The organism is Streptomyces sp. NPDC018026, from assembly GCF_044327745.1.
Lineage (GTDB): Bacteria > Actinomycetota > Actinomycetes > Streptomycetales > Streptomycetaceae > Streptomyces > Streptomyces rubrogriseus.
Map to the genome: position 1 here is coordinate 30,897 of NZ_JBIRFY010000011.1, position 20,937 is coordinate 51,833.

Sequence of the window (20,937 nt, forward strand, 5' to 3'; positions counted from 1 at the left end):
GGGCGTTCCCACGCCGGGCGCACTCCGTACGGGCGGGGTGTGCGCCGGGGGTTGAACAGTTGAGCTGTGGAGCCCCCTGAGGGATGGAAACGTCACGAAGTTGGGTAAAAACGCTGTGGCGGCCCCATCGTTCATGATTCGCTCTCCCTCATCAACGCAGCTCCTCGGACGACCTGTTGACCCCCCTCCTGACCGGCCGACTGGGCTGAGCGGGCCGCATCCCCGGCAGTGCCACGGATGCGCAGGCCCCACACCTTCCTCTCCTTGTGTGCTTGCGGAGCCGATCCATGCTCACGACCCTGAAAACCGCCTACACCGACACCCGCGCCGCCGACCTGGCCTGGGCCCTGGGCCGCGAACCGCTGCCCGCGCTCGCCTGTCTCGACATCGAACTGACGGACGCACGCCTGCAGTTGAGGCTGCTCGGCGCCTCCCACCAAGTCCTGCTCGAGGAGGAGCGGGGCAGCTGCTCGGAGACGGTGGCGTGCATCCCCGGCAGCAGCACCCCCCTGCCCCTGGGCGTCGCCAAGCGGGTGGGCGACTGGGAGTACGAGTTCGCCGCCCGCGTCGAGGTGCTGACGCCGGGCTCCTTCGCCGGCCGCGCCCAGGAGCTGCTGGCCCTGGTCTCCGACCACCCGCACGGCCTGGCCGGTGTCTTCCCCGGCAGTCCGCACGCCTTCACCGCGCTGCTGGCCCAGCGGCACGAGGGGCAGGTGCACTGGCGGACCTGGCACGCCTATCCGCAGGACGGCCAGTTGGTGGCGACCCGGACGCGCGTGGGCGTGCGGGTGCCGACGGACCGGCTCAGCCCGTCCGCGGTGTGAGCGGGCGGGGGCCGGATAAACCTGTGGTGCACGACAGGCCCCGAGTTTCACACGTGTGGGTGACGAAGCGCAGTGCTGGAGTGACGTAACGTCACTGCGTGATCGAACCGCACGCGCCCGCCCCGCCCGGCTCTCCGCCGTCCTGGGGCGGCCCCTGCGGTCCGGAGGCGCCCGCGCGGCTGCCCGTCCGGCCGGCCGTCGGGCGGTTCCTGGTGCTGGCGGGCGTGTTCGTGTGCGCGGCCTGCGGGCTCGTGTACGAACTCGAACTCGTCGCGCTCGCCTCGTACCTGATCGGCGACTCGGTCACCCAGGCGTCCGTCGTCCTGTCCGTCATGGTCTTCGCCATGGGCCTCGGCTCGCTCGCCGCCAAACGGCTGCGCGGCCTGGCCGCGGCCGGCTTCGGCGCCCTGGAGGCCGCGCTCGCCCTGGTCGGCGGCTCCAGCGCCATGCTGCTGTACGCGGTCTTCGCCTGGACCGGCGGCTGGGGCGGCCTGTGGGCCGACGGCCCGCGCGTCCTGCTGGTCGCCTTCTCCCTCGCCATCGGCGTGCTGATCGGCGCCGAGGTGCCGCTGCTCATGGAGCTGATCCAGCGGGTGCGCCGGCAGGACCCGGGCGGCGCCGTCGCCGACCTGTTCGCCGCGGACTACGTCGGCGCGCTCGTCGGCGGCCTCGCCTTCCCGTTCGTCCTGCTGCCCTTCCTCGGCCAGCTCACCGGCGCCCTGCTCACCGGCACCGTCAACGCGGTCGTCGGCGCCGCCCTGGTCCTCGGACTGTTCCGGCGCGACCTGACCCGCCGGGCGCGCTGGCTGCTGCTGATCGCCAACGCGGTCGTCCTCGCCCTGCTCGCCACGGCGACCGTCCTCGCCGACGACTTCGAACGCGCGGCCCGGCACGCCGTGTACGGCCAGGACGTCCGGGTGGCCGTCCGGACCGACGTGCAGGAGGTCGTCGTCACCGGCGACGCCGACGGCCGGCCCCTCGACCTGTACCTCGACGGGCGGCTGCGGGTGCGCGCCGGCGACGAGCGGGGCTACCACGAGGCGCTGGTGCACCCCGCCATGAGCGGCCCGCACGCGCGCGTGCTGATCCTCGGCGGCGGCGACGGCCTGGCCGCGCGGGAGGTGCTGCGCCACCCCGGTGTGCGCCGCGTCGACGTCCTTCAGGCCGACCCCGGCCTCGCCCGGCTGGCCCGGCACGACCCCGGGCTGTCCACCCTCAACGAGCACGCCTACGGCGACGCGCGCGTCCGGGTCCTCACGGGCGACGCCTTCCACCGGCTGCGCGCGACGCCCTCCGCCGCGTACGACGTGGTGATCTCGGACCTGCCCGACCCGGGCATCACGGCCAGCACGAAGCTGTACTCCCAGGAGTTCTACGGACTGCTGCGGCGGGTGCTCGCGCCCGACGGGCGGCTGGCGGTCCACGCGGGCCCGGTCGACGCACACCCGCGCGCCTTCTGGACCGTGGACGCCACCCTCCGCGCGGCGGGCCTGCCCGCCGTCGCCTACCGCGTCGGCGCACGCGACACCGGCTCCGGCTCCGCGCCCGGCCCGCGTCGCGCGGCCGCGGACCCTCCCGCGCCCCGCAGTTGGGGCTTCCTGCTGGCCGCGCGCGCGGCCCCCGTCCCGCGCCTGGACCCGGCGGCACCCCGCCCGCGCAGCATCACCCCGGACTCCCTGGCCCGAGGCGTCCGCGAGGCGGCCCGCACCCGGATGGCCGGGCTGCCGCCCTCCACGCTCGTGCATCCGCGGTTCTGAGCCCGCACGCCCGGCCGCCCGCCCGCCCGCACGCCCGGCCGCCCGCACGCCCGCACGGGCGCCGCGACCGCGATCCACCGAGTTTCCGTGCGGCGGCCCGACCCTCCCCCCCCCGGTGCGGGACGGACCGCCACACCCCCCTGTGGATCGCTCGCACCGAGAATCTACGGCCGCCCCGCGCGTCCCGGAATCCGGCGGTGGGTGGAGACCGGAGCCAACCCGGCGCGGTAGTCGCCCGGTTCCTGCAACTTCCGCGGTACGGCAGGAGGATGACGCCGACGCCGGGCGGCGGACCTACGCTGCGGGAATGCGCCTGCACCCCCTGGCGGCCGACGGCCTGATCGCCGCGGCGCTGACGACCGTGGCGGTCCTGCTCGGCACCGAGGCCGTCGCCCAGGGGTGGCCCGCGCTCGACCCGCTCGCCTGGACGCTCGTCGCCCTGCTCACCCTCCCCCTCGTCCTGCGCACCCGCGCCCCCGTCACCGTCTGCCTGGCCGTCCACGCCTGCTGGGCGCTCTACATCACCCTCGACTACTGGCCCGTCGTCGGCTCCTTCGGCCCCATGCTCGCCGTCTACACCGTCGCCGCCCAGCGCCCCACCCGCACCGCCGCCGCCTGCGCCGCGCTGCTCGCCGGGGTGTGGATCTACGCCGGGCTGCGCAGCGACTCCGGGGCCATGGCCTCGGTGGCGGGGCAGGCCGTGGGCTTCCCGCTGGTGCTGTGGCGGTTCGGGTACGTGGCCCGGCGGACCGGCGAGCTGACGCTGCGGCTGCGGGCCGAACAGGCCGACCGGGCCCGGCGCGAGGTCGCCGAGGAACGGGTGCGGATCGCCCGCGAACTGCACGACGTGGTCGCCCACCACATCGCCGTCATCAACGTCCAGGCGGGCCTCGCCCGTTTCGTCTTCCGGTCCGACGCCCGCACCGCGCGCGACGCCCTGGACACCATCGAGGGCGCCAGCGGCGAGGCGCTGGCCGAACTGCGCCGCATGCTCGGCCTGTTGCGCGCCGACGGCGTGCAGGGCGCGGACGGCGCCCCCGCTCCCGGCCTCGATCAGCTCGACGAGATGGTCACCCGGGTGCGCACCGGCGGCGTGGGCGTGCGGCTGCGTGTCACCGGCACTCCGCGCGCCCTTCCGCCGGGCGTTCAGCTGTGCGTCTACCGGGTGGTGCAGGAGGCCCTCACCAACGTGCTCAAGCACGCGCCCGGCGCGGACGCCGCCGTCGAACTCGCCTACCGCGCGGGCGAGGTGACCGTCTCGGTGACCGACGACGGACCGGCCGGGAGACCGGCCGGGGGACCGGATCCGGACACACCTGCCGAACGGGGCGGCCACGGCTTGATCGGGATGCGGGAGAGGGCCAAGCTCTACGGCGGGACGATCGCCGTCGGCCCGCGCAGCGAGGGTGGATTCGGCGTGCGCCTGACCCTTCCGACGCCGGTACAAGTCGCACGCCGGGGAGACTCCGTGCGGGAATGACCGACGCAGACCGCCCGACGGACGGGCCGCACCACGCCGCCGCCGGGCCGATCCGCCTGCTCGTCGTCGACGACCAGTACCTCGTCCGCACCGGCCTCGCCACGCTGCTGCGCGCCGCCCCCGGCATGGAGGTGGTCGGCGAGGCGGCCGACGGCGCCGAGGCGGTGGAGCTGGCCGCGCGGACCCGGCCGGACGTGGTCCTGATGGACATCCGCATGCCCGGCCTCACCGGCATCCAGGCCACCGAGCGGATCCTCGCCGAGGCGGTGGACCCGGCGCCCCGCGTCCTCGTCCTGACCACCTTCGACCTCGACGAGTACGTGTACGGCGCCCTGCGGGCCGGCGCGTCCGGCTTCCTGCTCAAGGACGCGGGCCCCGAACGGCTGCTGGCCGCGGTCACCGCGGTGCACGGCGGCGACGCGCTGTTCGCCCCCGTGGTCACCCGGCGCCTGGTGGAGGCGTTCACGCGGATGACGGACACGGGGCGCGCGGACCCGCGGCACGCCGCTCCGCCGCCGCCCGAGCTGACGACGCTGACCGGCCGCGAGGCCGAGGTCCTGCGACTGGTCGCCCGCGGACTGAGCAACGCCGAGGCCGCCGACCGGCTGTTCATCAGCGAGGCCACCGTGAAGACCCACCTCAACCGCACCATGACCAAGCTGGGCCTGACCAGCAGGGCCCAGGCGGTGGTCGTGGCGTACGAGACGGGACTGGTGACGCCGGGGAGCGCGGGCGCCGGGTGACTTTGTGCCGACGGGGGGTGCGGCGGGCCGCCGCTGGGTAGGGTGCCGTGACATGGAGCATGAGGTGTTCGTTCCGGTTCCGGCCGAGCGGCTCAGGGACGTGCTGGCCGACCCCGTCCGGGTCGCCCGGGCGGTTCCGGGGCTCCAGCAGGACGCCGGGGCCGAGCCCGTCGCGGGCCGGCTGAAGGTACGCATCGGCAGTCACTCCATCACCTACCGCGGCTCCCTGCGCCTGTCCGCGCGCGAGGACGGCACGTACTCCGTCGAGGGCGACGCCACCGAGTCGCGCGGCACCGGCGCGGTCGCGCTCGCGCTGACGCTGCGCGCGGACGACGCCGAGGGCGGCACCACCCTCACGTTCACCGGGACGGCCACCGCGGACGGGCGGGTCACGGAGCTGCCGCCGGACTCGGTGGCGTCGGCCACGACCCGGCTGCTGGCCCGTTTCGCGGAGAACCTGGCCACGGCGGCGCGGACGCCCCCCGCGCCGGAGGCGGCGCCAAAGCCGGAGCCGGAGCCGAGCCCGCAACCCGAACCGCGCCCCGCCTCCGTCTTCGACACCGAGGTCCCCCCGTCCTCCCTCGCGGACAGCGACGAGGACACAGACACGGATGCAGCCACAGACACGGACGCAGCCACAGACGTGCACGCACACGCGGACGCGGACGAGAAGGCGGAAGCGGACGCGGACGGGGACGGGGACGCGCACGGCGGCGGGCGCACGGACGACGAGCCGGCCGTCCCGCCCCCCGCCGAGGCCGCGCACGCGCGCCGCACGATGATCGGCCGCAGCGCCGAGGAGGTGGACCACGCCCCGCCGCGCGGCCGGTACGCCCCCGTGCCCGCGCCCCAGGCGGGCGCGGTCGGCGCCCCCCTGCGCTGGGCCGCCCCCGCGGCGGCGCTGGTCGTGGCGTCGGCGATCGTGGTGGGCCGCGCACTGCGCAGACGCCGCTGACCACCGCCGGACCCACCGCGGGGCCGCCCCGCACCACCGCCGGGTGGGGCACCCTTGATCGCCCCAGTAGGGTCGTGGCGTGAGTAACGAACCCATCACGCTGACCGCGGGCGACGCGGAGGCGACCGTGCTGCCGGGCAACGGCGGCCGGATCGGCGGGCTCCGCGTCGGCGGCACGGAGCTGCTCCGCCAGGGCGAGCGCTACGGCTGCTTCCCGATGGTCCCCTGGTGCGGACGCATCCGCGAGGGCCGCTTCAGCGACGGCGCCGTGGTCCACCAGATGCCGCTGAACTCCCCGCCGCACGCCATCCACGGCACCGCCCGCGACGCCGCCTGGCGCACCGCCCGCGTCGGCGGGAGCGAGGCCGTCCTCACGTACGACCTCGTCGATCCCTGGCCGTACACCGGCCGCGTCACCCAGGTCGTCGCCCTGGCCGAGGACGCGCTGACGCTGACGATGTCCGTGGAGACGTACGAGTCGTCCTTCCCGGCGCAGGTCGGCTGGCACCCCTGGTTCAACCGGACCCTCGACGGCGCGGACGGCACCGGTGTGGAGATCGCCTTCGACCCCGCCTGGCAGGAGGAGCGCGGCGACGACCACCTCCCCACCGGCAACCGCGTCGACCCGAAGCCGGGCCCCTGGGACGACTGCTTCGGCATGCCCGACGGCGTCGACGTCACCCTCACCTGGCCGGGACGGCTGGAGCTGAAGGTGACCAGCCGGGAGCAGTGGGCCGTGGTGTACGACGAGCAGGAGGCCGCCGTCTGCGTGGAGCCGCAGACCGGCCCGCCCAACGGCCTGAACACCCTTCCCCGCCTGGTCACGCCCCTGGAGCCGCTGGAGGCCACGACGACCTGGACCTGGCGCCGCCTTTAAGCTGGCGTACATGACGGATGTACGTGGCGAGCTGCTGCAGCAGATCAAGGACAAGGCCGTGGTGCACGGCAAGGTGACCCTCTCCTCGGGTCTGGAGGCCGACTACTACGTCGACCTGCGCCGCATCACCCTCGATGGCGAGGCCGCGCCCCTGGTCGGCCAGGTGCTGCTCGACCTCACCGCCGACCTGGAGTTCGACGCGGTGGGCGGGATGACCCTGGGCGCCGACCCGGTCGCCGGGGCCATGCTGCACGCCGCCTCGGCACGGGGGCGGCGGCTGGACGCCTTCGTGGTCCGCAAGACCGCCAAGACGCACGGGATGCAGCGGCGCGTCGAGGGCCCGGACATCAAGGGCCGCCGCGTCCTGGTGGTCGAGGACACCTCCACCACCGGCGGCACCCCGCTCGCCGCCGTCGAGGCCGTGCGCGAGGCCGGTGCCGAGGTGGTCGCCGTCGCGACGATCGTCGACCGGGCGACCGGGGCCGGCGAGAAGATCCAGGCGGGCACCGGAGTGCCGTACCGGTACGCGTACGGCAAGGACGAGCTGGGCCTGGACTGACACCAGGGGTACCAGGGGGTGCCAGGGGGACCAGGGGCCGAGACGGGACCGGGGTCCACTCGGGTATTCCCGTTCCGTCTGGAAGGATGGGGCCGACGATGACGTCGCCCCCCAGTCCTAGGTCAGGGCCATAAGCAACAACACGCCCACCCGCACATACAAGGAGCGGACAGATGCCCATCGCAACTCCCGAGGTCTACAACGAGATGCTGGACCGGGCGAAGGCAGGAAAGTTCGCCTACCCCGCCATCAACGTGACCTCTTCCCAGACGCTGCACGCCGCCCTGCGCGGCTTCGCGGAGGCGGAGAGCGACGGCATCGTCCAGATCTCCACCGGCGGCGCCGAGTTCCTGGGCGGCCAGCACAACAAGGACATGGTGACCGGCGCCGTCGCCCTCGCCGAGTTCGCGCACATCGTCGCCGAGAAGTACGACGTCACCGTCGCCCTGCACACCGACCACTGCCCCAAGGACAAGCTCGACGGGTACGTCCGCCCGCTGCTGGCGGTCTCCGAGGAGCGGGTGAAGGCCGGCCGCAACCCGCTCTTCCAGTCGCACATGTGGGACGGCTCGGCCGAGACCCTGGCCGACAACCTCTCCATCGCCACCGAGCTGCTGGAGCGCGCCCGCGCCGCCAAGATCATCCTTGAGGTCGAGATCACCCCGACCGGCGGCGAGGAGGACGGCGTCTCCCACGAGATCAACGACTCCCTCTACACCACGGTCGACGACGCCGTCCGCACCGTCGAGGCCCTGGGCCTGGGCGAGCAGGGTCGCTACCTGCTCGCCGCGTCCTTCGGCAACGTGCACGGCGTCTACAAGCCGGGCAACGTCGTGCTCCGCCCCGAGCTGCTCAAGGAGCTGAACGAGGGCATCGCGTCGAAGTACGGCCGGCCGGCCGGCAGCAAGCCGTTCGACTTCGTCTTCCACGGCGGCTCCGGCTCCACCGCCGAGGAGATCGCCACCGCCCTGGAGAACGGCGTGGTCAAGATGAACATCGACACGGACACCCAGTACGCCTTCACGCGTCCGGTCGTCGACCACGTGTTCCGCAACTACGACGGCGTCCTGAAGGTCGACGGCGAGGTCGGCAACAAGAAGACGTACGACCCGCGCACCTGGGGCAAGCTGGCCGAGGCCGGCATGGCCGCGCGCGTCGTGGAGGCCTGCGGGCACCTGCGCTCGGCGGGCCAGAAGATCAAGTAACACCCGGTCGACACGACCGTACGCACGAGCCCGGCGCCCTTCGCGCCGGGCTCGCCGCACAGCCGGGTGTATATCTGGACCATGCCCGATGTCCGGCTGTCCTCACCGCAGGGCAAGTGGATCCTGCTGACCACCGTCCTCGGCTCCAGCATGGCGCTGCTGGACTCGACCGTCGTCAACGTCGCGCTGCCCCACATCGGGCGCGACCTCGGCGCCGACCTGGCCGCCCTCCAGTGGACCGTCAACGCGTACATGGTCACGCTGGCCGGCCTGATCCTCCTCGGCGGCGCCCTCGGGGACCGGTTCGGCCGCCGCCGGATCTTCGTCCTGGGCGTGCTGTGGTTCGCCGCCGCCTCCCTGCTGTGCGGCCTCGCGCCGAACGCCGGTGTGCTGATCGCCGCCCGTGCCCTCCAGGGCGTCGGCGGGGCGCTGCTCACCCCCGGCTCCCTCGCCCTGATCCAGGCCTCCTTCCACGCCGACGACCGGGGCCGTGCGGTGGGCCTGTGGTCGGGGTTCGGGGGCGTCGGCGCGGCGATCGGGCCGTTCCTCGGAGGCTGGCTGGTGGACGGCGCGGGCTGGCGCTGGGTGTTCCTGCTCAACGTCCCGCTGGCGCTGCTGTGCGCCCCGATCGCGCTGCGGCACGTCCCCGAGTCCTCGGACGAGCGCGCCCACACCCGCTTCGACGTGCTCGGCGCCGTCCTGTGCGCGGCGGCCCTCGCGCTGCTCACCTACGCGCTGATCGAGGCCCGTACGGCGTCCTGGGCGGTGGCGCTGAGCGCGGTGGCCGGGGCGGTGGCCGCCGTGGCCTTCGTCGTCGTCGAGCGGCGCGGCAAGGACCCGATGATGCCGCTCGACGTCTTCACCTCCCGCCAGTTCACGGCGGTCAACCTGGTCACCCTGTGCGTGTACGCGGCCTTCGGCGGCTTCTTCTTCCTCGCCGCGCTCCAGCTCCAGGTCGTCGTCGGCTGGTCCGCGCTGGCCGCCGGTACGGCCCTGCTGCCGACCACCGTCCTGATGCTGCTGCTCTCCGCCCGCTCCGGCGAAATCGCCGAGCGCCTCGGCCCCCGCCTCCAGCTCACCGTCGGCCCGCTGCTCTGCGCCGCCGGGATGGTGCTGATGCTGCGCGTCGGTCCCGGCGCCTCGTACCTCGCCGACGTGCTGCCCGCCCTGCTGGTGCTCGGCCTCGGCATGGTCACGCTGGTGGCGCCGCTGACGGCGAGCGTGCTGGCCGCCGTGGACACCGCGCGCGCCGGTCTGGCCAGCGGCATCAACAACGCGGCGGCCCGTGCGGCGGGGCTCGTCGCGGTCGCCGCGCTGCCCCTGCTCACCGGCATGGGGGAGGAGGCGTACCGGTCGGCCGACGCGTTCGACGACGCGTTCGGACCGGCGATGCTGATCTGCGCGGGCGTCCTGGTGGCGGGCTCCGTGATCGCCTTCACCACGGTGCGCCGCCCGGCCCCGGACTGCCCCCGCCCCCAGTGCCGCACCCACGGCTCGGTCCTGACACCCCCACTGGAAGGCGCGCGGGAAACCACGCACGAAGGGTGACCCAGGGCACCCCCCTGGCCAACGCCGGGGTCATGCCCTCAAGGGGCGCGGGGAACCGCGCACGGAAGGGAATGCGGGGCGCCGCCCCGGCCGACGCCCGGGTCATGCCCTCAAGGGGCGCGGGGAACTGCGCGCCCAGCCACAACGCACCCGCACCCGACAACGCACCCCGCCCCGTCCAGCTGCCGCCGGCGATACCGCAGACTTGTCCCATGGCCATTCACGAGAACCTCCTCGGGGGACCGCCCCCGACCCACCTCCCCGACGACCCCGGGCCGCGCGAGCTGCTGGCCGGCGGCACCTCCCCCGCCGACGTCGCCGCGAAGTACCCGACGTCCTCGCTCGCCTGGGCCCGCCTGGCCGACGAGGCGTTCGAGCGGGGCAGCGTCGTGGAGTCGTACGCGTACGCCCGTACGGGCTACCACCGCGGCCTCGACGCCCTGCGCCGCAGTGGCTGGAAGGGGCACGGCCCGGTGCCCTGGGAGCACGAGCCGAACCGCGGCTTCCTGCGCGCCCTGCACGCCCTCGCCCGCGCCGCCCAGGCGATCGGCGAGAAGGAGGAGTACGAGCGCTGCAGCCAGTTCCTGAAGGACTCCTCGCCGAGCGCGGCCGAGGTGCTGGGCTGACCCCGGTGCACGCTCCGGCCCGCCCGCCGCGCGCGGGCGGGCCTTGCGGTTTCCTGCGACGATTGCGGAGGATGCCGTTGGGGACCGGGGCCCCGTGCCGGTAACGGCAGGGCGGACCGCTACCCGTGCACATCAGGAGACAGCGATGTCCCACGACGCCCCGAATCTCGACTTCGAGGGCAGCACGCCCTACGAGGACTACGTCAAGGCGGACGTGCTCACCCACCTCCAGCACACCCTCTCCGACGACCCCGGAGAGATGGTCTTCCTGGTCACGACCCAGGTCATGGAGCTGTGGTTCACCGTCATCGTCCACGAGTGGGAGACCGCCGCCCGCGCCCTGCGCGAGGACCGGATCCCGGTGGCGACCGACGCGCTCAAGCGTTCGGTGCGCGAGCTGGAGGCGCTGAACGCTTCCTGGACCCCCCTGGCCCAGCTCACGCCGGCCCAGTTCAACTCCTACCGGTCCGCCCTCGGCGAGGGCTCCGGCTTCCAGTCGGCGATGTACCGCCGTCTGGAGTTCCTGCTCGGCGACAAGTCCGCGTCCATGCTCGTCCCGCACCGCGGCGCCCCGCGCGTCCACGCGGAACTGGAGAAGGCGCTGCACGAGCCGAGCCTGTACGACGAGGTGGTCCGGCTGCTCGCCCGGCGCGGGTACGACATCCCGGACGCCGTGCTCCAGCGCGACGTCACACAGAAGTACGAGGCCGCGCCCGAGGTGGAGGCCGCCTGGACGGCCGTCTACTCCGGCGACCAGAACGGCGAGCTGGCCCGCCTCGGCGAGGCCCTCACCGACGTCGCCGAGCTGGTCTGGCGCTGGCGCAACGACCACCTGGTCGCCACCCGCCGCGCGATGGGCTCCAAAACCGGCACGGGCGGCTCCGCCGGGGTGGCCTGGCTGGAGAAGCGGGCCCGGGGCAACGTGTTCCCCGAGCTGTGGACGGCGCGGTCCTATGTCTGAGCCGACGGGCCTCGCGGGCGAGGCGCAGCAGCTGGACGCCGCCGACGGACTCGCGGCGGTGCGCGAGCGGTTCGTCCTGGACGACGTCACGTACCTCGACGGCAACTCGCTGGGCGCCCTCCCCGCGCACGTCCCCGCGCGCGTGGCGGACGTCGTACGGCGCCAGTGGGGCGAGCTGCGCATCCGGTCCTGGGAGGAGAGCGGCTGGTGGACCGCGCCGGAGCGGATCGGCGACCGGATCGCCCCGCTGGTCGGCGCGGCCGCCGGGCAGGTCGTGGTCGGCGACTCGACCAGCGTCAACGTCTTCAAGGCGCTAGTCGCGGCGGTGCGCATGGCGCAGGAGGACGGGCCCGGGCGGAACGAGATCCTCGTGGACGCCACCACCTTCCCCACGGACGGGTACATCGCCGAGTCGGCGGCCCGGATGACGGGGTGCGCCCTGCGTCCGGTCGCCCCGGCCGAGGTGCCGTCGGCGCTGGGGGACCGTACGGCGGCCGTACTCCTCAACCACGTCGACTACCGCACGGGCCGGCTGCACGACCTGCCCGCGCTGACGGCCGCGGTGCACGCGGCGGGGGCGTACGCGGTCTGGGACCTGTGCCACAGCGCGGGCGCGCTGCCGGTCGGACTCGACGAGCACGGCGTGGACCTGGCGGTCGGCTGCACCTACAAGTACCTCAACGGCGGCCCCGGCTCGCCCGCGTACCTGTACGTCCGCCGTGACCTCCAGCCCCGCTTCGACTCCCCGCTGCCCGGCTGGAACTCGCACGCCGAGCCGTTCGGCATGCGGCCCGCCTACGCCCCGGCCTCCGGTGCGGTGCGCGGGCGGGTCGGCACGCCGGACATCCTCTCCCTGCTCGCCCTGGACGCGGCGCTGGACGTGTGGGACGAGGACGGGGTCTCGGTGGCGGCGGTGCGGGAGAAGTCGCTGGCGCTGACGGACTTCTTCCTGCGCTGCGTCGGGGCCTATGTCCCGGACGGCCGCGTGGAGTCCGTGACCCCGGCGGCGCACGCCGAGCGGGGCAGCCAGGTCGCGCTGCGCTGTGACGACGCGGGCGAGGTGATGAAGCGGCTGATCGAGCGCGGGGTGGTCGGCGACTACCGCGCCCCCGACGTGCTGCGCTTCGGCTTCACCCCGCTGTACGTCGGCTTCGCGGACGTGGAGCGGGCGGCGCGGGTGCTGGCCCGGACGCTGGTCGGCTGAGCCGCGGGCGGGTCGTCGAGTGGGGACCGTACGCATCCTCGTCCGGTCCTCACCCAGCGTCACATCCCCATGTCCGCGCACGTCATCGGCCTGATAACGTCCCGCCAACGGCCGATTTCACACTCCCGGTCCGCCAACACCGTTCCGTCGCTGAGAGGTTGACCATGCCGGACGCCGCCGCAGAACCGGGCACCGCTGCCGCGAGGGACGCGGCGGAGGAGAAATCGGCCCTCTCCCACCCGGCGGTCGAACCCGACGGCACCGCCGGTTACGGCGACCACCCCGACCAGGTGATCGACTTCTACGAGCCGCGCGGCGAGGCGGGCCCGGGCGAGGCCGCTCCCGTCGTGGTGGTCCTGCACGGAGGCTCGTGGCGGGCCCCGTACGACCGGCGCCACATCAGCCCGTTCGCCGGCTTCCTGGCCCGCCGGGGCTTCGCCGTGGCCAGTGTGGAATACCGGCGCGGGGCGGAGGGAGTCGGTGCGGAGGGCGCGGGAGCCGGTGCGGAGGGCGCGAGGACCGGTGCGGCGGGCACGGGTGGTGATCCCGTTGCGGGGCGCTGGCCCGACACGTTCGACGACGTGGCCGCCGCGCTGGACGCCCTGCCGGAGCTGGTCCGGCGGCACCTGCCGCGGGCGGACGCGCGGCGCGTGGTGCTCACCGGCCACTCCGCCGGCGGCCACCTCGCTCTGTGGGCGGCCGCCAGGCACCTGCTGCCCGCGGACGCCCCGTGGCGGACCGACCGTCCGACGCCCCTGCGCGGCGTGGTCGCGCTCGCGCCGATCGCCGACTTCGAGGTCGCCGACCGGCTCGGCGTGTGCGGTGGCGCGGCGCGGCAACTGCTGGGCGACGGCGAGCTGTTCGCCGAGCGCCGCCCGTACGCGGACCCCGCCCTGCTGCTGCCCACGGGGATCGCGACGACCCTCGTGCAGGGCCGCGCCGACGTGGACGTCCCGCAGGCGGTCGCCGAGGCGTACGCGGACGCGGCGGCGAAGGCCGGGGAGGTGGTGGGGGTGACGCTGCTGGAGGACGTCGGCCACTACCCGCTGATCGACCCGGCGGCGGACGCGTGTGCGGTGGTGGCGGAGGAGATCGCGCAGCTGGCCTGGTGAGCGGACGGCGGGTGTCGTCGTACCCGTCACACCCGTCACACCCGTCACACCCGTCGTACCCGTCGTACCCGTCGTACCCGTCGTACCCGTCGTACCCGTAGTACCTGAGAGCTACCCCGCAGGTGAGTTCCCTGGCGGGACGCGGGTTACCCGGCCTGATCCATAACTTCCCTTGCAGACGCGTCCGGTGGGCGGGCGTGCTGGAGGGGGGCGGCCATGGGGCCCGGGACGACGGTACGTTGGCGGCGGCGGGTGGGCGGATGGCGCCGCGCCGGTTGTGCCGCCCTCATCGCCGGTGCCGTGGCGCTTCCCCTCTCCGGGGCCGCGCGGCCCGAGATCCCCGCCCCGCCGCCCGCCGCGCTCGCGGCCCCGACGGCCGCGACGCTGCAGGAGGCGTACGCCGCCAACCGGGCGAACGCGGCCGAGGCCTCCCGGATGGCCGCCGACCACGGCGACCGCCACCGCGCGGCGGCGGACCGCGCGATGGCCGACCGGTCCCGCCGCCTCCTCGCCTTCGACGGCCGGGGCGCCGGACTGGCCACCGAGGTCTTCGGCGACCTGGCGCGGGCCGACCGCGTCGCCGTCCTGGTGCCCGGTTCCGACACCGGCCTCGACACCTACGGCCGCTTCCGCGCCGCCGCCCTGGCCCTGCACCGGCAGCTCGTCGCCGAGGCTCCCGCGGGGACCCGCACCGCCGTCGTGGCCTGGCTGGGCTACGAGACGCCGGGCACCGTCAGCACCACCGTCGCCACGACCGACCGCGCCGACCGGGCCGCCCCCGGGCTGCGCGCCCTGGTCGGCGACCTGCGCCGGATCACCGGCCCCGGCACCCGCCTCACCCTCCTGTGCCACTCCTACGGTTCGGTGGTCTGCGCCCGCGCCGCCGACGGCCTGGACGTGGCCGACATCGCCCTGGTCGGCAGCCCCGGCACCGGCGCCGACACCGCCGCCGGTCTGCGCTCCGACGCCCGGATATGGGCGGGGCGGGGCTCCGACGACTGGGTGGAGCACGTTCCGCACGTCAGCGCCGACCTCTTCGGCACCACCGTCGGCTTCGGCACGGACCCGGTCTCCGCGGCCTTCGGTGCCCAGGTCTTCGACGCCGGGGACGGCGGCCACAGCGACTACTTCGACCCCGGCTCCCGCTCCCTGACGAACCTGGCCCGGATCGCCCTGGGCGAGACCACGGAAGTGACCCATGCCTGACCTTGCCCCGACCCCGGCACCGACCCCGGCACCGACCCCGACCGTCATACCGTCGTTCGCACGCGGCGCCCTGCGCGAGGCCGCCGCCCGTATCGACGCGGCCACTCCCAAGGACCGGGACCGGGCGGTGGACGCCCTGCGCGCCCTCGCCATCCTCGGGGTGGTCCTCGGGCACTGGCTGGTGACGGCCCTGGTCGCCGACGGCGGCAGCCTGCACGCGGCCAGCCCGCTGGGGGACATGCCCTGGCTGGCCCCGGTCTCCTGGGCCTTCCAGACCCTCGCCGTGTTCTTCCTGGTCGGCGGTCATGTCGCCACCCGCGGATACGCGTCGGCCCGTGCTCGCGGCGAGTCCTACGGCCGCTGGCTGACCGCCCGGCTGTCCCGGCTCTTCCGGCCGGTCCTGGCCGTCCTCGCCCTGTGGACGGCGACGGCGGCGCTGCTGCTCCTGACGGGCGCCGACTTCGTGACCGTGCACACGCTGGTGAAGCTGGCGCTGTCCCCGATGTGGTTCCTGCTGGTCTTCGCCGCGCTGACCGCGGCGACACCGCTGCTGACCCGGATGCATCCGCTGTGGCCGCTGGTCGTCGTCCTCCACGTGGACCTGCTGCGCTTCGGTCTGGGCGCTCCGTCCGGGCTCGGCTGGGTCAACCTCGCGGCCGGCTGGCTGGTCCCGTACACCCTGGGCGCCGCCTGGTCCCGCGGTGAGCTGGACCGCCGCCGGTCGGGCTGGATCCTGCTGACCGGCGGCACGGCGGCGACCGCGGCGCTCGTCGCCTGGGCGGGCTACCCGGCGTCGATGGTCGGCGTCCCCGGCGCGCCCGTGTCGAACCTCAACCCGCCGACCCTGGCCGCCGTCACCTTCGGACTGGCCCAGTGCGGGCTCGCCCTGCTGCTGCGCGAGCGGCTGCGCCGGGCGATGCGGCGTCCCGTGGCGTGGGCCGCGGTCGCGCTGGTCAACCTCTCCGCGATGACGATCTTCCTCTGGCACCAGACGGCGCTGATGGCGACCACGGCCACCGGCCTCCTCGCGGGCCGTCTGCCCGGCCTGCACACGCGTCCCGACGGCCTGGACTGGGTCGCGGCCCGGCTCGCCTGGCTCCCGGTGTTCGCGCTGGTCCTGGCCGGCTGCTGGGCCACCTTCCGCTCCTGCGAGCACGGTGGGGTACGGCGCGGCACCCGGGTCGTCCGTGTGCACAGCCCGCGGCGCCGGGGGACCACGGCGGGTGCACGTCATGTCTAGGGTGGAGCCCGTGAGGCGATGGGGGAAACGGCAGTGGACCCGGTCCCGGGTCCGGGCCGGGCGCGCGCTGCGCGTGCTCCACGACGACCTGTGGACCTGGCGGGCCGACCCGCTGCCGCCCTCGGTGTGGCTGCGCTGGTTCCCGCACGGGGTGGTGTGCCTGGCGGCGCTGGGGGTGCTGCTGGGGGACACCGCCCAGCTCAATGACCACAGCAAGCTGCAGCCGGAGTTCGCGTTCCTGATCGCCCTCGGTTCGGCTTGCGCGATGGTGCTCGCACTGTGGCGGCCGGTCCCGGCGTGGTGGCTGTCGACAGCGGCCACCGTGGTCGGAGCCTTCGCGGTGCTGATGAACGCCGAGGACTACAAGTTCACCTGGCCCTGGACGGCCGCCGGACTGATCGCCCACATGTTCGTGATGCTGCTGCTCGCTCTACGCGTCCGTACGCGCGTGGCCGTTGAGGCGTTTGCCCTGAGCGCACTGATCACCTATGTGCTCCAGGGCCTGATCGGTGCGCGGAACTACCAGCCCACCGGCTGGCTGGCGGTCGCGTTGTTCGCGGTCGTCGTCCTTCTCGGCATCGCCCTGCGCGGCCGTAGAGAGGCCCGCACCCAACTGGCCGAGCAGACCTCGCTCACCGCCGAGGAGAGAGCCCGGCGCACCCTGCTGGAGGAGCGCGGCCGCATCGCGCGCGAGCTGCACGACGTGGTCGCCCACCACATGTCGGTGATCTCCATCCAGGCCCAGGTCGCCCCTCTCCTCGTCGAGAACCCGCCGGACGAGCTGAAGGAGAACCTCGCCGGCATCCGGCAGAACGCACTGGAGGCGCTCACCGAGCTGCGCCGGGTGCTGGGCGTGCTGCGCGCCGAGCACCCGGACGCGCTGGAGGCGCCCGAGGGGAGCGACGCCGCCCCGCACGCCCCGCAGCCCACCCTGGACCGGCTCGACGCGCTGGTGGACAACATTCGGGCCGCCGGACTGTCCGTCACCACCGATACGAGCGGGACGCGCAGACCGCTGCCGCCCGGCGTGGAGCTGTCGGCGTACCGGATCGTGCAGGAGGCGCTCAGCAACGTACTGCGGCACGCGCCGGGTGCGAGCGCCGAGGTCCACCTCATCCACCTCTCCATCGGGCTGCGTGTGGTGGTCTCCAACACCCGGCCGCTGCGCACACCGGCGCCGTCGCAGGGGGCCGGGCACGGGCTGCTCGGCATGCGGGAGCGGGTGGCGATGCTCGACGGCACGCTGACGGCGCAGGCGCTGCCGGACGGCGGCTACCAGGTGGCGGCGTTCCTGCCGGCCGACGTCCCCGACCTGCCCGCCGGGCCCTTCACCGGCCCTTCGGACCCTTCCCACCCTTCAGATCCCGCAGCCCCTTCCACCGAGGACGACTCCCCATGACGACCAGCAGCAACGGCCGCGTGATCCGCGTGCTGATCGCCGACGACCAGCAGATGGTCCGGCAGGGTTTCACCGTGCTGCTCAACACCCAGCCCGACATCGAGGTGATCGGGCAGGCGGTGGACGGCCTGGACGCCGTGGCCAAGGTCGCCGAGCTGGCCCCCGAGGTCGTCCTGATGGACATCCGGATGCCCGAGCTGGGCGGCATCGAGGCCACCCGGCGCATCACCGGGGCCACACCGGAGATCAGAGTGCTGGTGCTGACCACCTTCGACCTCGACGAGTACGTGTACGAGGCACTGCGGGCGGGGGCCTCCGGGTTCCTGCTGAAGGACGCCTCCGCCGACCAGCTCGCCGAGGCCGTCCGGGTGGTGGCCGCCGGTGACGCCCTGCTCGCGCCGGGGATCACGCGGCGGCTGATCGCCGAGTTCTCCCGGCTGGACGACCGCCCGCGCGCCCCGCTGAAGGCCCGCGTCGGCGAGCTGACCGAGCGGGAGACGGAGGTGCTCGCCCTCATCGCGCAGGGCCTGTCGAACGCGGAGATCGCCCAGCGCCTGGTGGTCGCCGAACAGACGGTGAAGACCCACGTGGGCAGGATCCTGGTGAAGCTGGGCCTCAGGGACCGCACGCAGGCGGCGGTGTTCGCGTACGAGTCGGGGCTGGTGCGCCCCGCGGGGTACTGAGCCCCGTCGTTGCCTCCGTAGTACCTGAGATGGATGCCGCAGGACCCCTCTCACTGGTGACGACGTCGTACCTCGGCTGCGCCTACGGTTGCCAACGTGACCGAGACGACCCAGATCCGGACCGCGCCTCCCGGAGGCGGAAGCGGATCGCGCAGCCCCGAGTACCGGCTGGCGATGAACGCCCTGAGCGGGCTGCGCGAGGACCTGTTCCACGACGCCTTCGCCTACCGACCGCTGCCTCGCATGGGCACCGACGGCCCGGTGGCCCGCCGCCTGCCGGCCAGACTGAAGACCCACGCCGCCCGCATCCCGCACGCGTTGGTGGTGGCCCTCGCTCTCCTGTGCCTCTACGCCGGGACGGTCGAAGGCGTGCCCGACGGCCCGCTCAGCCTGCTGAGCGGGTTGGTGTGCGCGGTTCCGGTGCTGACCACACTGGTCCGGCCCGTCGGTGCCTTCTGGCTGTCCATGGCGGCCACCCCCGTGGTCGCCCTGCTCGGCAGCAGCTACGCGAACTGGCCGTGGCTGCCCGGCGCGTTCCTGTGTCACACCGTGGTCATGCTGATCGTGGCGATACGCACCCGGCCCCGGACGGCCGCGTGGATGTGGGCCCTGACCGCGGCGTACGGATTCGTCAACGACTCCTTCTGGGGTGCCGGCCACTTCGGGAGCAATGCCACCCCGCTGCTGGTCCTCAACGCCTTCGGCCTGCTCCTGATATCGGTGTGGCACATCCGGCGCGACGCCCGGCAGCAGGTGACCGCCGAGCAGACGGTCACGGCGCACGAGCGGTCCCGGCGGACCCTGCTGGAGGAGCGCACCACCATCGCCCGCGAGCTGCACGACGTGGTCGCGCACCACATGTCGGTGGTCGCCATCCAGGCGGAGGCCGCGCCCTACCGCGTGGAGAATCCGCCGGAGGAGCTGGAGCGCGCCTTCGCGACCATCCGGGAGAACGCGGTGGCGGCCCTCACCGAGCTGCGCCGCGTCCTGGGAGTGGTCCGCGCCGAGGACTACGAGGCCCCGGACGCCCCGCAGCCGACGCTCGCCGACCTGGACGCCCTGCTCGCCAACGTGCGCGAGGCGGGCCTGGTCGTGGACAAGGCGGTGACCGGCGCGGTGCGCGAGCTGCCGCCCGGGGTGGAGCTGTCGGCGTACCGGATCGTGCAGGAGGCGCTGAGCAACAGCCTGCGCCACGCGCCCGGCTCGACGGCCCGCGTCGAGGTCTCCTACGTGCTGGGCGGCCTGGGCCTGCGCGTCGTCAACACCGCCGTCCCACCGAACACCCTGGTCAAGGCGTCGCCCGGCGCCGGGCACGGCATCACCGGCATGCGTGAACGCGTCTCGATGCTGAACGGCGGGATGACGGCGAATCCGACGGACGACGGAGGATACGAGGTGACGGTGTTCCTGCCGGTCACCGTGCAGACCGAGGACGAGGCATGACGATCCGCGTACTGATCGCCGACGACCAGATGATGGTGCGCGAGGGCTTCTCGGTCCTGCTGAACGCGATGCCGGACATCGAGGTCGCCGGCGAGGCGGTCAACGGCCGGGAGGCGGTGGCGAAGGTCCGCGAGCTGGCCCCGGACGTCGTCCTGATGGACATCCGCATGCCCGAGCTGAACGGCATCGAGGCGACGCGGGAGATCGTGGCGGCGGACACCACGTCCAAGGTGCTGGTCCTCACCACCTTCGACCTCGACGAGTACGTGTACCAGGCACTGCGCGCGGGCGCGTCCGGCTTCCTCCTCAAGGACGCCTCGGCCCGGCAGCTCGCGGACGGCGTCCGGGTGGTGGCGTCCGGCGAAGCGCTCCTCGCGCCCACGGTCACCAAGCGCCTGATCACCGAGTTCTCCAAGCTCTCCGACGCCCCGCGCCTGATGTCCTCGGCCCAGGCGGCCTACGGCGACCTGACCGAGCGCGAGACGGAGGTCCTCGTCCTGATCGCGCAGGGCCTGTCCAACGCGGAGATCGCCGAACGCCTGGTGGTCGCCGAGTCGACCATCAAGACCCACGTCAGCCGCATCCTGGTGAAGCTCGGCCTGCGAGACCGCACCCAGGCAGCCGTCTTCGCCTACGAGGCGCGGCTGGTCACACCCGGCTGACCGGCACCGACCTCGCACCATACGTATTTGCCCCTGTTGCCGAACCGGGAGAGCGGCTGCCAGCCCCACAGGTCGGAGCAGGCTCTGACGAGGGCGAGCCCCCGCCCGCTCTCGTCGTCGGTCACGTCCGCCAACCGGGCGGGAGCGTCGGGCGGTTCGGGGTCCGCGTCCCACGCGCCGATCCGCAGCGTCCCCGGCGGCGACCAGCGCACCCGCAGTGCGGCGGGGCCCTTGGTGTGCAGCACGGCGTTGCCGATCAGCTCCGCCGCGAGGAGTTCCGCGACATCGACGAGGCGGATCAGTCCGTGCATGGTGAGAATGAGGCGCAGGGTGCGCCGACTGACGGTGACTGCGCGCGGGTCGTTGGGGATGTACAGGGAGTACTCCCAGGACTCGTCTTCGGGCATGCGGCAACTCCGTTCGGGTGCAGGGGAGGTGAGGGAGGGCACGGCC

The 20,937-nt window shown here is 74.0% G+C and carries 20 protein-coding genes; 19 read left to right on the forward strand and 1 reads right to left on the reverse strand.

All coding sequences use genetic code 11. The annotated features are described in order from the left end of the window. Window positions 1-287 precede the first annotated feature (287 nt). The 19 genes from ACH4D3_RS29030 (at window position 288) to ACH4D3_RS29120 (ending at window position 20,484) form a co-directional block, all read left to right on the forward strand. Window positions 288-824 carry a DUF2617 family protein gene (locus ACH4D3_RS29030; RefSeq protein WP_398327891.1) on the forward strand — a complete coding sequence of 179 codons (537 nt, stop codon included), beginning with the start codon at window positions 288-290 and terminating at the stop codon, window positions 822-824. Between the two features lie 98 nt (window positions 825-922). Beyond that, window positions 923-2,581, forward strand: a complete 1,659-nt coding sequence (locus ACH4D3_RS29035; RefSeq protein ID WP_398327894.1) for a polyamine aminopropyltransferase — start codon at window positions 923-925, stop codon at window positions 2,579-2,581. A gap of 307 nt (window positions 2,582-2,888) precedes the next feature. After that, window positions 2,889-4,061 carry a sensor histidine kinase gene (locus ACH4D3_RS29040; RefSeq protein ID WP_398327897.1) on the forward strand — a complete coding sequence of 391 codons (1,173 nt, stop codon included), beginning with the start codon at window positions 2,889-2,891 and terminating at the stop codon, window positions 4,059-4,061. Further along, window positions 4,058-4,804: a response regulator gene (locus tag ACH4D3_RS29045; RefSeq protein WP_398327900.1), complete on the forward strand. Its 747-nt coding sequence runs from the start codon at window positions 4,058-4,060 to the stop codon at window positions 4,802-4,804. Before ACH4D3_RS29040 ends, ACH4D3_RS29045 begins: the two co-directional genes overlap by 4 nt. A 52-nt stretch (window positions 4,805-4,856) precedes the next feature. Beyond that, window positions 4,857-5,759 carry an SRPBCC domain-containing protein gene (locus ACH4D3_RS29050; protein ID WP_398327903.1) on the forward strand — a complete coding sequence of 301 codons (903 nt, stop codon included), beginning with the start codon at window positions 4,857-4,859 and terminating at the stop codon, window positions 5,757-5,759. Between the two features lie 79 nt (window positions 5,760-5,838). Further along, a complete protein-coding gene (locus ACH4D3_RS29055) occupies window positions 5,839-6,636 on the forward strand; it encodes an aldose 1-epimerase (protein ID WP_398327906.1) in 798 nt (265 codons plus the stop codon). Window positions 6,637-6,646: 10 nt separating this feature from the next. Further along, on the forward strand, window positions 6,647-7,195 hold the full coding sequence (gene pyrE / locus ACH4D3_RS29060; protein ID WP_398327908.1) for an orotate phosphoribosyltransferase: 549 nt from the start codon (window positions 6,647-6,649) through the stop codon (window positions 7,193-7,195). Window positions 7,196-7,368: 173 nt separating this feature from the next. Further along, complete coding sequence (gene fbaA, locus ACH4D3_RS29065) at window positions 7,369-8,400, forward strand: class II fructose-bisphosphate aldolase (RefSeq protein WP_398327911.1); 1,032 nt, start codon at window positions 7,369-7,371, stop codon at window positions 8,398-8,400. A gap of 81 nt (window positions 8,401-8,481) precedes the next feature. Continuing rightward, window positions 8,482-9,948 carry an MFS transporter gene (locus tag ACH4D3_RS29070; RefSeq protein ID WP_398327913.1) on the forward strand — a complete coding sequence of 489 codons (1,467 nt, stop codon included), beginning with the start codon at window positions 8,482-8,484 and terminating at the stop codon, window positions 9,946-9,948. Between the two features lie 212 nt (window positions 9,949-10,160). Beyond that, on the forward strand, window positions 10,161-10,574 hold the full coding sequence (locus ACH4D3_RS29075) for a DUF3151 domain-containing protein (protein ID WP_030183762.1): 414 nt from the start codon (window positions 10,161-10,163) through the stop codon (window positions 10,572-10,574). Window positions 10,575-10,719: 145 nt separating this feature from the next. Then, window positions 10,720-11,535, forward strand: coding sequence for a tryptophan 2,3-dioxygenase (locus tag ACH4D3_RS29080; RefSeq protein WP_398327916.1), 816 nt, complete (start codon window positions 10,720-10,722; stop codon window positions 11,533-11,535). Then, window positions 11,528-12,739 carry a kynureninase gene (kynU, locus tag ACH4D3_RS29085; RefSeq protein WP_398327919.1) on the forward strand — a complete coding sequence of 404 codons (1,212 nt, stop codon included), beginning with the start codon at window positions 11,528-11,530 and terminating at the stop codon, window positions 12,737-12,739. The genes ACH4D3_RS29080 and kynU overlap by 8 nt, the downstream gene beginning before the upstream one ends. A 164-nt stretch (window positions 12,740-12,903) precedes the next feature. Then, complete coding sequence (locus ACH4D3_RS29090; RefSeq protein ID WP_398327922.1) at window positions 12,904-13,851, forward strand: alpha/beta hydrolase; 948 nt, start codon at window positions 12,904-12,906, stop codon at window positions 13,849-13,851. Between the two features lie 216 nt (window positions 13,852-14,067). After that, complete coding sequence (locus tag ACH4D3_RS29095) at window positions 14,068-15,057, forward strand: alpha/beta hydrolase (RefSeq protein WP_398327925.1); 990 nt, start codon at window positions 14,068-14,070, stop codon at window positions 15,055-15,057. Continuing rightward, entirely contained in the window at window positions 15,050-16,297 is a 1,248-nt protein-coding gene (locus ACH4D3_RS29100; RefSeq protein ID WP_398327928.1) for an acyltransferase, read from the forward strand. Before ACH4D3_RS29095 ends, ACH4D3_RS29100 begins: the two co-directional genes overlap by 8 nt. Further along, window positions 16,290-17,696: a histidine kinase gene (locus tag ACH4D3_RS29105; RefSeq protein WP_398327931.1), complete on the forward strand. Its 1,407-nt coding sequence runs from the start codon at window positions 16,290-16,292 to the stop codon at window positions 17,694-17,696. The genes ACH4D3_RS29100 and ACH4D3_RS29105 overlap by 8 nt, the downstream gene beginning before the upstream one ends. Beyond that, on the forward strand, window positions 17,693-18,379 hold the full coding sequence (locus tag ACH4D3_RS29110; RefSeq protein WP_031085127.1) for a response regulator transcription factor: 687 nt from the start codon (window positions 17,693-17,695) through the stop codon (window positions 18,377-18,379). The genes ACH4D3_RS29105 and ACH4D3_RS29110 overlap by 4 nt, the downstream gene beginning before the upstream one ends. A gap of 96 nt (window positions 18,380-18,475) precedes the next feature. Further along, window positions 18,476-19,822, forward strand: coding sequence for a sensor histidine kinase (locus tag ACH4D3_RS29115; protein WP_398327935.1), 1,347 nt, complete (start codon window positions 18,476-18,478; stop codon window positions 19,820-19,822). Next, on the forward strand, window positions 19,819-20,484 hold the full coding sequence (locus tag ACH4D3_RS29120; protein WP_398327938.1) for a response regulator: 666 nt from the start codon (window positions 19,819-19,821) through the stop codon (window positions 20,482-20,484). The genes ACH4D3_RS29115 and ACH4D3_RS29120 overlap by 4 nt, the downstream gene beginning before the upstream one ends. On the opposite strand, the gene ACH4D3_RS29125 is transcribed toward ACH4D3_RS29120, so the two are convergent. Continuing rightward, window positions 20,454-20,891, reverse strand: coding sequence for an ATP-binding protein (locus tag ACH4D3_RS29125; RefSeq protein ID WP_398327941.1), 438 nt, complete (start codon window positions 20,889-20,891; stop codon window positions 20,454-20,456). The genes ACH4D3_RS29120 and ACH4D3_RS29125 overlap by 31 nt on opposite strands. Window positions 20,892-20,937 lie beyond the last annotated feature (46 nt).